We start from the raw sequence: 12,735 nt of genomic DNA on the forward strand, positions 1-12,735 counted from the left end.
TTGCAGCCGCCCGCTGCAAAAGCGCCCGGCGGCTGGCGCTTTTGAAGTTTTTGGCGCTGCGGGAAGGCTTTGGAGCGGGTTCAAAGCCTGGCCGCCCGCCGCGAAGCCCTTCGCCTTTTCGCTCCTTGTGCAATAGCAGCAAAGTCCGTCAAACCGTGCGATGGAGGCGCTTTTTTGGGCCTTCAATTTGCTCCTGTCTTGATAGTTAAGCAGGGCTACGGACAGGCTTTGAGCCGGATTTGCGTTTTCGCGCCCACGGGCGGCTCGCTTGCGGATTTTTAGTAGCGGTAGCTCACACGCAGCCAGAAGGCGCGGCCCGGCTCGTTCAGGCGCGATAGCGGCTCGACCAGCGAGCGGGGCGTGCCTGGAGCGGCGCCTGCGGACAGATGCTCGCTGTATTGGCGGTTGAACAGGTTGTCGATGCCTGCGCTGAACGTCAGGCCGCGCTGGATTTGCCAGCTTGCGTCGAGCGACACCGTGGCATGGCCGGGCGTGGGGCCTTGGTCAAAGCCGTCCACGCCGCCCGTGCCGTAATCGATGTGCTTTTGGCGCATGGCCGCCAGCAGCTTCACGCCTGCCGACAGGCCGCCTTGCGCGTAGCGCGCCTCCAGCGTGGCCGTCAGCGGCGGGCGCTGGGGCAAGCTGGTGTGGCGCGTGAGGTTGAAGCCGCGCACCCAGGTCAGCGAGGCGCCGGCCGACCAGGCGGGCGTGATTTGCGCGTGCGCCTGGGCTTCCAGCCCGAACTGGCGGGCATCGATGTTTTCCACAAAGATGGCAGGCCGCCAGTGAAACAGCAGGTAGTCCCTGGAGCGGCCATAAAAGCCCGACACCTGGGCGCTCCAGCGCCCGCGCTGCATGGCAAAGCCCGCGTCCAGCTGCGTGAGCCGCTCGGGCCGCAGGCTGGCATAGCTGGCGCCGCCCACGCGTTCGTTGATCCACATGTATTCCCAGTAGTCGGGAAAACGCTGGCTGTGCCCCAGGCCCGCGTAGAAGCTGCCCCACTGCGGCACGTCGCGCTCGTAGCGCACAAAGCCGCTGCGCAGCGTGCGCCGCGAAGCGGCTTTCACTGAAGGCATTTCCATTTCCACGCGGTCCAGCCGCGCGCCGCCTGCCAGGCGCTGCGTGTTGGCTGCGTTCAGCGGCCACAAAAGCTCGGTGAAAGCGCCGGTTTTGGTCACGTCGTGGTACTTCTGCAATTCAATGCGGCGGTAATCGGTGGTGTTGCGCTCAACCACATCCGGCGGCAGGCCCGGCACGCCCACCAGCGCGGGGTAGAACATGGCCATGCGGTTGAAGGTGCGCACGCGCTGGCGGTCCAGCCCCAGCGTCCAGATCACGTTTTTCGCCGGCTCCAAATCCACGCTCAAGCGCCCCTGATCCAGCTTGTTTTGCGGGTTCATCACCATCAGGATGCCTTCCCACGAAGGGTGGATGGTGCGCATGCTGTAGTTGTCCATCACATGATCGGCGTGGCTGTGGTGGATGAAGGCGTCGATGCGCTTGACCCAGGGCGAGACGGCCTGTTTTTCCAGCTTCAGCTTCCACCAGGCGCGGTGCAGGCGCGTGGCGTCGGAGTGGCGGTCGGCATAGTCCGCCTGCCCGTCGCTGGCGCCGCCCGCCAGCTCCAGCAGCGTGCGCGCGTCAGGCGTCCAGCCCAGCGCCGCATCGCCGCTCCAGCGCCGCCAGGCCGAATGCACCCGCAGGCCCGCGCCGTCTTTGTACGACTGGCTCTCCGAGCGCGTGGCGCCCACGCGCCCGTACCACTGCGCATGGCCTGCCAGCACTTCGGCCATCTGGTCATTGCGCCCGAAGCTGCCTGCCAGCGCCGCGCCGTCAAAGCGGATGCCGGGCTGCTCGAAAACGGGCCTGCGCCGCTTGAACTCCACCACGCCTGCCGACATGCCCGCGCCGTGCGACACGCTTTGCGGCCCCTTGATGAGCGTGACTTGCTCGTAGGCATCAGGGTAGATGTACGACAGCGGCGAATCCATGCGCTGCCAGCAGCTGCCGTACAGCTCCACGCCATCGGCCAGGATGCCCAGCCGCGAGCCAGACATGCCGCGCAGCACCGCCTCCGAATTGCCGCCGCCCTTGCGCAGCGCCGCAAAGCCCGGCATGCGCGTCAGAAAGCGCGCCGCATCGGCGCTTTGCAGCGGCTGCCTGGCCGAACGCGTTTCAACCTGCATTTGCAAAGCAGGCGTCTCGCGCCGGCCTTGCACCACCACCGTGGCCAGCTGCGGCGCGGCGTCTTCCTCATCCGCCGCGCGTTTGCGCGCCGCGCTCCCTTCTTCAGCCCACGCCGCCTGAAAGCCTTGAACGAGCAGCGGCAATATGGCCCAGAAAATGGCTTTTTTCATTTGCGAAATCCTTTTCAACTGCAATTTCGACCCGTGAGCGGATAATAACCGCTTAAACCATTTTCAATCAGGCGGCGGCAATATAAAAGGCAAAACATGATTTGATATTGGTTGATTTTCTCGGAAAATGAATTGATATTTGTGAATTCATTTAGCTGCGCGTCAAAACCATTTGCCAGAAATCAATCATCCCTGCCAGCAGCGCCGCCTCCGTCAGGAACCATGCACGCGGCCCGTCTGAGAACCTGCCCATGATCTGGCCTAGACGGGTGCGGCCAGCCCGCACTCCCCGCATGCGTGCGCAGGCCGCCTGCTACAGTCCTTGCCTTCACACTTTGACCGAGGAACACACATGAGCACTGCCCCGAAGAACGCGCCGTCTGCCAATGCCGCTGAAGAAAAAGCCAAGGCGCTGCAAGCTGCGCTGGCACAGATTGAAAAGCAGTTTGGCAAGGGCGCGATCATGCGGCTGGGCGAGGGCGAGAAGGCGGAAGACATCCAGGTGGTGTCCACCGGCTCGCTGGGGCTGGATGTGGCGCTGGGCGTGGGCGGGCTGCCGCGCGGGCGGGTGATTGAAATCTTCGGCCCCGAATCCAGCGGCAAAACCACGCTCACGCTGCAAGTGGTGGCCGAAATGCAAAAACTCGGCGGCACCTGCGCTTTCATCGACGCCGAGCACGCGCTGGACACCAGCTACGCCGAAAAACTGGGCGTCAAACTCTCGGACATTCTCATCAGCCAGCCCGACACGGGCGAGCAGGCGCTGGAAATCGTCGATTCGCTGGTGCGCTCCGGCGCGGTGGATCTGGTGGTTGTGGACTCGGTGGCGGCGCTGGTGCCCAAGGCTGAAATCGAGGGCGACATGGGCGACAGCCTGCCCGGCCTGCAAGCGCGGCTGATGAGCCAGGCGCTGCGCAAGCTCACGGCCAGCATCAACCGCACCAACTGCACGGTGATCTTCATCAACCAGATTCGCATGAAGATTGGCGTGATGTTCGGTAGCCCCGAAACCACCACGGGCGGCAACGCGCTGAAGTTCTACGCCTCGGTGCGGCTGGACATCCGCCGCACCGGCTCCATCAAGAAGGGCGAGGAGCCGATTGGCAATGAAACGCGCGTGAAGGTGGTGAAAAACAAAGTCAGCCCGCCTTTCAAGCAGGCGCAGTTCGACATCCTCTACGGCCAGGGCATCAGCCGCGAAGGCGAAATCATCGACATGGGCGTGGAAGCCAAGGTGGTGGAAAAGTCCGGCGCCTGGTACGCCTACCAGGGTGAAAAAATCGGCCAGGGCCGCGACAACGCCCGCACTTTCCTGCGCGAAAACCCGGAGCTGGCGCGCGAAATCGAGAACAAGGTGCGCGAGTCGCTGGGCATTGCCGCGCGGCCAGCGGCCGTGGCTGCACCCGATGGCCTTGATGCCAAGCCCGCCAAGGGCCGCAAAGCCGCTGCCGATGGCGGCGAGGGCGAAGCCGCTGCGCCGCAGCCATGAGGCGCTGCCATGGGAACAGGCTCTGAAAACCTGTTCAAAGGACAGCCTCTCAGGCCGCTGCTTCCGTTGTGCTGACGCGCACTTGGCCCGTTAGCAGCTTGTGAACGGGGCAGGCATCGGCAATTTGCATCAGGCGGGCGCGCTGTCCGGCATCCAGATCACCCTCCAGCCGGATCACGCGCGCGATGTCATTGCCCGCGCCCGCCTCGGGCTTGCCTTGGGGATTGAGCTGCAAATCCACCGTCACGCCGGTCAGCGGCCAGCCTTTGCGCTGGGCGTACATGCGCAAGGTGATGGCGGTGCAGGCGCCCAGCGCGCCCAGCAGCATGCGGTCAGGCGTGGTGGCCGTGTTCTGGCCGCCTGCGTCTTCAGGCTCGTCAGACAGCCATTGGTGGCCCAGGTTGTCATTCAGCTGAACGCGGTAAGGCTGCGGCAGCTGGGTGACGGCGACAGCGGCGTGAGGATGGTTCATGTTGGTCTCCTGGCAAGATGGTTTCGTGCAATTCGAACGGCGGGCCGCCCGCGTAAAAAGCGGCGTGTGAGAGCGGCCCGGGTGCATTTTCCGGCAGCGCCGGAGCCAGGCTGTTTCCCGAGCGCTGGCGGAGAGCAAACCGCCCTTCCGCCTCAAGTGCCTGAATCCAGGCCGGGCATCAGGGCGCCACTGATTAGCTCTTCTATTTATAGCTAGACGTCCTAGTGCATAAAGCGCAGAACGGCATTTTTATGCCCCTGGATTTGCTCCTTTTTTGATGTTCTTGAATGGGTGAAGCCAGCCTGAGCGCCTGTTTGCTGCTTGTCTGCGGCGAAAAGTGCGGACTCGGACACTCGTGGGTGTTGCAAACGCTTCGCCGGGCAGCGTGTGATTCATCAGGCTTGCCTGCGGCTCGCGCCTTGCCAACGCATTCTGATTCGCTGCCACACCCCGGCGTTCTTTTTGCCCGGTTGCGCATTTGTTTTCATGAAAATGAATTTCGGGAAATTTTGAAAATCAACGGCATTGGCGGACTGATTTTTGATAATGACCTGAAAACACCGCAAAACAAATCGGCGCCTTTTGTGTTCCGCCCTGCGTCTGATTGAAAAACAAGGCATGGATGGCAAGGCGCAAAGAAGGCAAAGAGGGGCGGCGCTACAATTCACCATTTTTCGCGGCGCTTTTGCCGTATTCCGCTCATTGAAATAATCCCGGTCATGTCTGATATCTCCGCACTTCCAGCTTCCAGCGCAGCCGCGCGTGAAATTGCCGCCCGGCAAGGCTTGCAGCCTGTGGCGCAGGGTATTGCGCCAGTGCATGAAATCGTGGCGGAACTCAAGGCCGGCCGCATGGTGATTCTGGTGGACGAGGAAGACCGCGAGAACGAGGGCGATCTGGTGCTGGCGGCCGATTTCGTGACGCCGGAGGCCATCAACTTCATGGCCACGCACGCGCGCGGGCTGATTTGCCTGACGCTCACGCAAGAGCGCTGCCAGCAGCTGGGCCTGTCGCCCATGAGCCAGCACAACGGCGCGCGTTATGGCACGGCCTTTACCACTTCCATCGAGGCGGCCGAGGGCGTGACCACCGGCATTTCAGCCGCCGACCGCGCGCGCACCATCAAAACGGCGGTGGCGCGGCAGGCCAGGCCGCAAGACCTGGTGCAGCCGGGGCACGTGTTTCCCATTCAGGCCGTGCAAGGCGGCGTGCTGATGCGCGCCGGGCACACCGAGGCCGGGTGCGATCTGACGCGCATGGCCGGCTGCACGCCCGCTGCCGTTATTTGCGAAATCATGAATGCCGACGGCACGATGGCGCGGCTGCCCGATTTGCAGCTTTTCGCCGCGCAGCACGGGTTGAAGATCGGCACGATTGCCGATTTGATTGAGTACCGCAGCCGCAATGAAACGCTGGTGAGCCGCGTGGCCGCGCGCCCCATGATGACGGCGCATGGCGAGTTCACGGCGCAGCTGTGGCGCGATACGCCCAGCGGCGCACTGCATCTGACGCTGACCAAAGGCCAGTGGCAGCCCGATGAAGAAGTGCCCGTGCGCGTGCACGAGCCGCTTTCGGTGCTGGACGCGCTGGAGCCGGGCCGCGCCATGCACTCCTGGAGCGTGGATGCGAGCCTGGCCTTCATCGCCAAGACCGGGCGCGGCGTGGCCGTGCTGCTCAATTGCGGCGAAAGCGCCGAGCAGCTGCTGGCGCAGTTTGAGGGCAAGGCGCGCGCCAGCCATGCGCCCGAGCGCGGACGCATGGATTTGCGCAGCTACGGCGTGGGCGCGCAAATCCTGCGCGAGCTGGGCGTGCGCCGCATGCAGCTGCTGGGCATGCCGCGCCGCCTGCCGAGCATGGCCGGCGGCTTCGGGCTGGAGGTGACGGGGCATCTTTCACCGCAGCAAGAGCCGCAGGCGCAAGGCTGAAGCCGCTGCGTCGGCTGCTCCTGCCTTATTCATCCCACTGAACTGATTCACAAGAGAAAGAGCTTTTTCATGTTTGAAGCCAATCGCGGCGCGGCGCCCCAGCTGGACGGCGCAGGCCTGGTCATCGGCATCGTGCAGGCGCGTTTCAATGCCGGTATCACGCAGGCGCTGGCCCAAGGCTGCCTGCAAGAGCTGGCGGCGCTGGGCGTGGCCGCCGCCGACATCACGCATGTGCAGGTGCCCGGCGCGCTGGAAGCGCCGCTGGCGCTGCACGCGCTGGCGGCCACGGGCCGGTTTGACGCGCTGGTGGCGCTGGGCTGCGTGATTCGCGGCGAGACCTACCACTTTGAGCTGGTGGCCAATGAATCGGGCGCGGGCGTGTCGCGCGTGTCGCTGGATCACGGCCTGCCCATTGCCAACGCCATCATCACCACCGAAGACGAGGCGCAGGCCATCGCCCGTCTGGACAAGGGGCGCGAAGCCGCCCGCGTGGCCGTGGAAATGGCCCGCCTGCTGCAAAAGGTGCGGGCATGAGCGGCGGCTTTGGCATGAATGGCGGCAATGGCGCCAGCGGCGCGGGTGAAGTGTTCATTCCCGGCCTGGGGCCGCAGCCTGGCCCAGCCACAGACGCTGGCGACGCCCCGAAAGCCCGGAGAACCGCCAGGCCGCCCAAACTCACGGGCGGCACACGCAAATCCTCCATCAAGTCGGCCCGTTCGCGGGCGCGTGAATTTGCCTTGCAGGGGCTGTATCAATTTCTGGTGGGCAAGGGCGAAGCCAGCGCGATTGACGCCTTCACGCGCGATCTTTCCGGCTTTCACAAGTGCGACTCGGCCCATTACGACGCGCTCCTGCACGGCTGCATCGAGCAAAGCCAGGAGCTGGACGCGCTGATCGAGCCGCAGCTGGACCGCAGGCTGGCCGAGCTGTCGCCCATCGAGCATGCGTGCATGTGGATGGGCGCGTTTGAATTCCTGCGCTGCCCCGACGTGCCCTGGCGCGTGGTGCTGAACGAATACATCGAGCTGGCCAAGGACTTTGGCGGCACCGACGGGCACAAATACGTGAACGCCGTGCTCAACGGCATGGCGCCCCGCCTGCGCCCGCATGAGGTGCAGGCCGACCGCGCCGCAGGCAAGGCCAGCAAGGGCGAGAGCAGGCCATGAGTTTTCGCCCCTCGCAGCGCGCGCAGCGCATCGAGCCTTTTTACGTGATGGAAATGGCCAAGCACGCCGCCGCGATGCAGACGCAAGGCGGGCCGCCCATGATCCGCCTGAACATAGGCGAGCCTGATTTCACCGCCCCGCCGCTGGTGCGCGAAGCCGCCGAACGCGCCATACGCGAGGGGCGCACGCAATACACCCACGCCTGCGGCCTGCCCGAGCTGCGCGAGCGCATCAGCGGCTGGTACGCCAGCCGCTTTGGCGTAAGCGTGCCCGCCAGCCGCATCATCGTGACGGCAGGCGCTTCGGCCGCACTGCAACTGGCCTGCCTGGCCCTGCTGGACGAGGGCGACGAAGTGCTGATGCCCGACCCCTGCTACCCCTGCAACCGCCAGTTTGTCGCCAGCGCGGGCGCGCGGGCCGTGCTGCTGCCCGCCTCGGCGCAGGCGCGCTTTCAGCTGGATGCGCAGCACGTGCAGGCCGCCTGGGGCGCGCGCACGCGCGGCGTGCTGCTGGCTTCGCCTTCCAACCCCACGGGCACTTCGATTGCTGCCGACGAACTGGCGCGCCTGCACGCCGCCGTGCAAGGCCGGGAAGGCTTCACGCTGGTGGACGAGATTTACCTGGGCCTGAGCTTTGACGCGGCCTACGGCCAAAGCGCCCTGCGCCTGTCGCCCGACATCATCAGCATCAACAGCTTCAGCAAATATTTCTGCATGACGGGCTGGCGGCTGGGCTGGATGGTGGTGCCCCCGCGCATGGCGCAGCTGGTGGAGCAGCTGGCGCAGCACCTGTTCATTTGCCCCAGCGCCGTGGCGCAGCATGCCGCGCTGGCCTGCTTTGAGCCTGAAAGCCTGGCCGAATACGAGCGCCGCCGCGCCGAATTCAAGGCGCGGCGCGACTGGTTCGTGCCGCAGCTGACCGCGCTGGGCCTGCAGGTGCCCGTCATGCCAGACGGCGCTTTCTACGCCTGGGCTGATTGCGCCGAAGCCGCCCGCCGCCTGGGCGGCGAGGGCATGAACAGCTGGGACTTCGCCTTCGCCCTGATGGAGCGCGCGCGCCTGGCCGTCACGCCCGGGCGCGATTTCGGCGCCAACGGCACGGCCCGCTGCGTGCGTTTTTCTACCGCCAACGCCCTGCCGCAGTTGCAGGAAGCCGTGGCCCGCATGAAAGCGCTGCTCGCATGACCGCACCCGCCCCCGCCAGCTTCATTTACGCCGCCCGCATTTACTGGGAAGACACCGATGCGGGCGGTATCGTCTATTACGCCAACTACCTGCGTTTTTTCGAGCGTGCCCGCACCGAATGGCTGCGTGCGCGCGGCCTGGGCCAGCGCAGTCTGAGCGAGCGGCAAGGCGGCATGTTCGTCGTCAGCCGCGCCAGCGTGAACTACCTGCATCCGGCGCGGCTGGATGACCGCATCGCCGTCACCGCCGCTCTGGAGCAGGCGGGCGCGGCCTCGCTGCTCATCGGCCAGCAAATCTGGCTGCAAGGCGGGCAAACCGATGCGCCTGATGCGCCCGAAGCAACCCGCGCGGGCCGCCTGCTCGTCACTGGCCAGTTCCGCCTGGCCTGGGTCAGCGCCGAAGGCATGCGGCCCGAACGCATTCCGCCCCTTCTGCTTGAGCGCCTGCGCGGCTGAAGGCTCCGTTTTCACCACACAGCCAAACCAACCATGAACCAGGAACTCTCCATCTTCCAGCTCATCTTGCACGCCAGCTTCGTCGTGCAGGCCGTCATGCTGCTGCTGCTGCTGGTCTCCGTGGCCAGCTGGGCCGCCATCATCCGCAAAGCCTCCGCGCTGCGCGCCATTCAGCGGCAAAACAGCCAGTTCGAGAGCGATTTCTGGTCGGGCGCCAGCCTGAACGACTTGTACGACAACGCCAGCCGCAACGCCGGCCAGATCGGCCCGCTGGAGCGCATCTTCGCCTGCGGCATGCGCGAGTATCAAAAGCTGCGCGAACGCCGCATCGCCGACCCCGGCACGCTTTTGGACGGCGCGCGCCGCGCCATGCGCGCCAGCTTCCAGCGCGAGATGGACGCCGCCGAAACGCACCTGTCACTGCTGGCCTCCGCAGGCTCGGTCAGCCCTTACGTGGGCCTGTTCGGCACCGTCTGGGGCATCATGCACGCCTTCACCGGCCTGGCCGGCTTGCAGCAAGTCACCCTCGCCACCGTCGCCCCCGGCATTGCCGAGGCGCTCGTGGCCACGGCGCTGGGCCTGTTCACCGCCATTCCCGCCGTGCTGGCCTACAACCGCTTCGCGCGCGACATCGACCGCCTCGCCACCCGGCAGGAAACCTTCATCGAAGAATTCACCAACATCCTCCAGCGCAACCTCGGCGCTCCGGCGCCTGCTTCCCCAGCCGCCGCGCGCATCTGACGCCCGCCCCAAGGAGAAACGCCCATGCCCGCCGTCGCCTCCCGTGGCCGTGGTCGCCGCTCCGTCAATGAAATCAACATGGTTCCCTTCATTGACGTGATGCTGGTGCTGCTCATCATCTTCATGGTCACCGCCACCGTCATCACCCCTGGCGCCATCAACGTGCCCACCGCTGGCAAATCCTCCCGCCCGCCTGAAAACTACATGATCGTCGCCATTGACGACAAAGGCGTCTACAGCCACAACACGGGCCGCACCGGCGGCAAGGACACCCCTCTGCAGCCCGCCCAGAGCGAAGCCGCCCTCATCGCCAGCGTGCAGCAGGCCCTGGCCGGCCAGCCCGACATGCCCGTGCTCCTGGCCGCCGACAAGAACCTGCCCTACCAGCAAGTCATGAGCCTCATGGGCCGCCTGCGCGAAGCGGGCGTGCAGCGCATCGCGCTCTCCGTGAAATAAGCCCCGCCCTTTTCGGCAGCTACCAAGCAAGGCCCGCCATGCCCGACATGAACCCGGCCCCCGCAGACCCGGCCGAACTCGCCCCGCCGCCCGAACCCAGCCTGCTCACCGCCTTGCCCTGGGCCATTGGCGCACACGTGGCGCTGCTGCTTGTGTTCGCGCTGCTCAGCATGAGCTGGCGGCGCAGCGAAGAGCAAAGCGAAGCCATCGAAGCCGAAATCTGGGCTGCCAGCGTGCAGCAGGCCGCCCCCCGCGCCGTGCGCACCGCCCCGCAGCCCAGGCCCCAGCCCGCGCCAGAACCCAAGCCCAAACCGCAGCCTGCGCCTGAACCCAAACCCAGGCCCCCGGCTCCCCAGCCTGACACCCGCGAAGCCGACATCGCCCGCGAGCAGAAAGAAAAAGAACAGCAGCGCCAGCGCCAGCTCGAGCAGCAGCGCCAGGAAAAACTGCGCCTGGAAAAGGAACGCGCCGAAAAAGAACGGCAGGACAAGCTGCGCGAAGAAAAAGAACGCCAGGAAAAAGAACGCCAGGAAAAAGAAAAACAGCAGAAAGAACGCGCCGAAAAGGAAAAAGAGCGCCAGAAGGAGAAAGAGCGCCTCGAAAAACAGCTTCAGCAGGAAAAAGAAAAACTCGACCGCGAGCGCCGCGCCGAAGAACGCCGCCAAGCCGAAGCCGACAAAAAAGCCGAAACCGCCCGCCGCGCCGAAGCCCTGCGCCGCATGAACGCCCTGGCGGGCAGCGGCAGCGATGGCGCAGATGCCGGCCGCAGCGGCACAGGCCGCGCCAGCGGCGGCAGCGGCAACGGCCAGGCCGACCGCGACGCCGGCCCTTCCGGCAGCTTCGCAGGCCGCGTCAAAGCCCGCGTCAAGCCCAACATCGTTTTTCCTGACGACATCAACGGCAACCCCGTGGCTGAAGTCGAAGTGCGCACCACCCCCGACGGCACCCTCATCAGCGCCCGCCTGGTCAAGGCCAGCGGCAACCCCGCGTGGGACCGCGCCGTCGTCCGCGCCGTCGAAAAAACCGGCTCCATGCCGCGCGACGTGGACGGGCGCGTGCACACCCAGTTCACCATCGTCTTCAGGCCCTACGACTGAGCGGCCCGGCGGCCGCAACGCACCGCCCGCCGCATGCGCCGGCTGGCGCCCGGCGCGGCGGCCCATCGCCGCCAGACATCGCCGCCAGACTCACCATCAGACAGCCCGCCGATCTCCGCTGATTTCTTCGCCTTCCTTCGCTCTCGCAGCCATGTCCGCCGCCCCGTCCGCTCCCCAGCCCTCCCGCCTTCGCCGCGCTCCCGCGCCTGCAATGCCCGCTGCCTGCCTGACCGCCGAACGCGGCGCTCTGGTGCGGCTGAACAAGCGCATGGCCGAGCTGGGCCTGGCCTCGCGCCGCGAGGCGGACGAATGGATTGCCAAAGGCTGGGTGCTGGTCAATGGCCAGCCCGCGCCAATGGGCGCCAAAGTCGCCGCTGGCGACCGCATCACCGTCAGCCGCGCGGCAGGGCAGCAGCAAGCAAGCCGCGTCACCATCTTGCTGCACAAGCCCGTGGGCTACGTCAGCGGCCAGGCTGAAGACGGCCACCCGCCCGCCGCCAGCCTGATTGCCGCGCGCAGCCGCTGGGCGGGCGACGCCGTGCGCCTGCGCTTTGCGCCCGCGCAACTGCGCGGCCTGGCCCCGGCCGGGCGGCTGGACATTGACTCCACCGGCTTGCTCGTGCTCACGCAAGACGGGCGCGTGGCCCGCCGCATCATTGGCGAAGACTCGCCCGTGGACAAGGAATACCTGGTGCGCGTGGCCTTCGGCCCCGTCACGCAGAACGTGCAAGCCGCTTTTCCACCGCAGCGCCTGGCCCTGCTGCGCCACGGCCTGAGCCTGGATGGCCAGCCGCTCAAGCCCGCGCAAGTGCACTGGCAAAACCCCGAGCAGCTGCGCTTTGTGCTGACCGAAGGCAAGAAACGCCAAATCCGCCGCATGTGCGAACTGGTGGGCCTGCGCGTCGTCGGCCTCAAGCGCATCCGCATCGGCCAGGTGCGCCTGGGCGCGCTGCCCGTAGGCCAGTGGCGCTATCTGGCCGAAGATGAACGCTTCTGAACGCGCCGCCAGGAGCCGAGCTGGATGACCCTTAAAAAAGGAGCAAATTCAAGGGCATGAAAAACCTGTTTCGCGCTGGATGCACTAGGACGTCTTGCTATGAAACAAGGAGCTAACAAAGCGGTCAAACCCATGCTGCGCGCAGCTTCAACGCGCCCGGCGGCAGACAGCCCGCAGCGGGCAAAAAAATCCGCCTTTGCTGCAAAAGCTGTGCTTCGGCAGCTTTTGCAGCAAAGGCGGTGAAGCCGCCGCCAGATCGCCCGCACCCCCATGAAATGGCGGGCGGCTAGCAGGGACAGGAGCATCAGTGTGCGTTCAGGCCAGCTTGCGCTGACCAGCGCTCCATGACCGGAGCAGGTGGAATGGTCGTTGCGAGCGGCACATAACGCTTTGACA

At 65.8% G+C, this 12,735-nt stretch carries 13 protein-coding genes; 11 read left to right on the top strand and 2 right to left on the bottom strand.

Annotation, left to right across the window (positions count from 1 at the left end; genetic code table 11):
• Positions 1-278: 278 nt before the first annotated feature.
• Positions 279-2,357: a TonB-dependent copper receptor gene (locus ADJ79_RS08450; protein WP_050715585.1), complete on the bottom strand. Its 2,079-nt coding sequence runs from the start codon at positions 2,355-2,357 to the stop codon at positions 279-281.
• 352 nt (positions 2,358-2,709) lie between these two features.
• Here ADJ79_RS08450 and recA point away from each other — a divergent pair, with 352 nt between their 5' ends.
• A complete protein-coding gene (recA, locus tag ADJ79_RS08455) occupies positions 2,710-3,846 on the top strand; it encodes a recombinase RecA (protein ID WP_050715586.1) in 1,137 nt (378 codons plus the stop codon).
• 49 nt (positions 3,847-3,895) lie between these two features.
• Here recA and ADJ79_RS08460 read toward each other — a convergent pair whose 3' ends face one another.
• Positions 3,896-4,318, bottom strand: a complete 423-nt coding sequence (locus tag ADJ79_RS08460) for an OsmC family protein (RefSeq protein ID WP_050715587.1) — start codon at positions 4,316-4,318, stop codon at positions 3,896-3,898.
• Positions 4,319-4,605: 287 nt separating this feature from the next.
• On the opposite strand from ADJ79_RS08460, the gene ADJ79_RS14290 reads away from it, so the two are divergent.
• The 10 genes from ADJ79_RS14290 to ADJ79_RS08505 all read left to right on the top strand — a co-directional run bounded on the left by ADJ79_RS14290 (position 4,606) and on the right by ADJ79_RS08505 (position 12,339).
• The gene (locus ADJ79_RS14290) at positions 4,606-4,926 is read left to right on the top strand and encodes a hypothetical protein (protein ID WP_156304100.1); all 321 of its coding nucleotides are present in this window, start codon (positions 4,606-4,608) and stop codon (positions 4,924-4,926) included.
• 111 nt (positions 4,927-5,037) lie between these two features.
• Positions 5,038-6,243: a bifunctional 3,4-dihydroxy-2-butanone-4-phosphate synthase/GTP cyclohydrolase II gene (ribBA, locus tag ADJ79_RS08465; RefSeq protein ID WP_082203216.1), complete on the top strand. Its 1,206-nt coding sequence runs from the start codon at positions 5,038-5,040 to the stop codon at positions 6,241-6,243.
• Positions 6,244-6,312: 69 nt separating this feature from the next.
• Positions 6,313-6,777 (top strand): 6,7-dimethyl-8-ribityllumazine synthase, encoded by a 465-nt coding sequence (gene ribH / locus ADJ79_RS08470; RefSeq protein ID WP_050715588.1) that lies wholly within the window; start codon positions 6,313-6,315, stop codon positions 6,775-6,777.
• Positions 6,774-7,409 (top strand): transcription antitermination factor NusB, encoded by a 636-nt coding sequence (gene nusB / locus ADJ79_RS08475; RefSeq protein WP_253273804.1) that lies wholly within the window; start codon positions 6,774-6,776, stop codon positions 7,407-7,409. Before ribH ends, nusB begins: the two co-directional genes overlap by 4 nt.
• Positions 7,406-8,593, top strand: coding sequence for a pyridoxal phosphate-dependent aminotransferase (locus tag ADJ79_RS08480; RefSeq protein ID WP_050715589.1), 1,188 nt, complete (start codon positions 7,406-7,408; stop codon positions 8,591-8,593). Before nusB ends, ADJ79_RS08480 begins: the two co-directional genes overlap by 4 nt.
• Complete coding sequence (locus tag ADJ79_RS08485; protein ID WP_050715590.1) at positions 8,590-9,048, top strand: YbgC/FadM family acyl-CoA thioesterase; 459 nt, start codon at positions 8,590-8,592, stop codon at positions 9,046-9,048. The genes ADJ79_RS08480 and ADJ79_RS08485 overlap by 4 nt, the downstream gene beginning before the upstream one ends.
• A 33-nt stretch (positions 9,049-9,081) precedes the next feature.
• Positions 9,082-9,789 carry a protein TolQ gene (tolQ, locus tag ADJ79_RS08490; protein ID WP_050715591.1) on the top strand — a complete coding sequence of 236 codons (708 nt, stop codon included), beginning with the start codon at positions 9,082-9,084 and terminating at the stop codon, positions 9,787-9,789.
• A 24-nt stretch (positions 9,790-9,813) separates the two neighbouring features.
• Entirely contained in the window at positions 9,814-10,245 is a 432-nt protein-coding gene (locus ADJ79_RS08495; RefSeq protein WP_050715592.1) for an ExbD/TolR family protein, read from the top strand.
• Between the two features lie 38 nt (positions 10,246-10,283).
• Positions 10,284-11,342 (top strand): cell envelope integrity protein TolA, encoded by a 1,059-nt coding sequence (gene tolA / locus ADJ79_RS08500; RefSeq protein ID WP_050715593.1) that lies wholly within the window; start codon positions 10,284-10,286, stop codon positions 11,340-11,342.
• A 151-nt stretch (positions 11,343-11,493) separates the two neighbouring features.
• Positions 11,494-12,339 (top strand): pseudouridine synthase, encoded by an 846-nt coding sequence (locus ADJ79_RS08505; protein WP_082203217.1) that lies wholly within the window; start codon positions 11,494-11,496, stop codon positions 12,337-12,339.
• Positions 12,340-12,735: the final 396 nt, after the last annotated feature.

Source organism: Ottowia sp. oral taxon 894 (assembly GCF_001262075.1).
Classification (GTDB): Bacteria; Pseudomonadota; Gammaproteobacteria; order Burkholderiales; family Burkholderiaceae_C; genus Ottowia; species Ottowia massiliensis.

Coding starts and splice junctions, on each gene's coding strand:
- ADJ79_RS08450 (WP_050715585.1), bottom strand. CDS start 2,357: ATGAAAAAAGCCATTTTCTGGGCCATATTGCCGCTGCTCGTTCAAGGC.
- recA (WP_050715586.1), top strand. CDS start 2,710: ATGAGCACTGCCCCGAAGAACGCGCCGTCTGCCAATGCCGCTGAAGAA.
- ADJ79_RS08460 (WP_050715587.1), bottom strand. CDS start 4,318: ATGAACCATCCTCACGCCGCTGTCGCCGTCACCCAGCTGCCGCAGCCT.
- ADJ79_RS14290 (WP_156304100.1), top strand. CDS start 4,606: ATGGGTGAAGCCAGCCTGAGCGCCTGTTTGCTGCTTGTCTGCGGCGAA.
- ribBA (WP_082203216.1), top strand. CDS start 5,038: ATGTCTGATATCTCCGCACTTCCAGCTTCCAGCGCAGCCGCGCGTGAA.
- ribH (WP_050715588.1), top strand. CDS start 6,313: ATGTTTGAAGCCAATCGCGGCGCGGCGCCCCAGCTGGACGGCGCAGGC.
- nusB (WP_253273804.1), top strand. CDS start 6,774: ATGAGCGGCGGCTTTGGCATGAATGGCGGCAATGGCGCCAGCGGCGCG.
- ADJ79_RS08480 (WP_050715589.1), top strand. CDS start 7,406: ATGAGTTTTCGCCCCTCGCAGCGCGCGCAGCGCATCGAGCCTTTTTAC.
- ADJ79_RS08485 (WP_050715590.1), top strand. CDS start 8,590: ATGACCGCACCCGCCCCCGCCAGCTTCATTTACGCCGCCCGCATTTAC.
- tolQ (WP_050715591.1), top strand. CDS start 9,082: ATGAACCAGGAACTCTCCATCTTCCAGCTCATCTTGCACGCCAGCTTC.
- ADJ79_RS08495 (WP_050715592.1), top strand. CDS start 9,814: ATGCCCGCCGTCGCCTCCCGTGGCCGTGGTCGCCGCTCCGTCAATGAA.
- tolA (WP_050715593.1), top strand. CDS start 10,284: ATGCCCGACATGAACCCGGCCCCCGCAGACCCGGCCGAACTCGCCCCG.
- ADJ79_RS08505 (WP_082203217.1), top strand. CDS start 11,494: ATGTCCGCCGCCCCGTCCGCTCCCCAGCCCTCCCGCCTTCGCCGCGCT.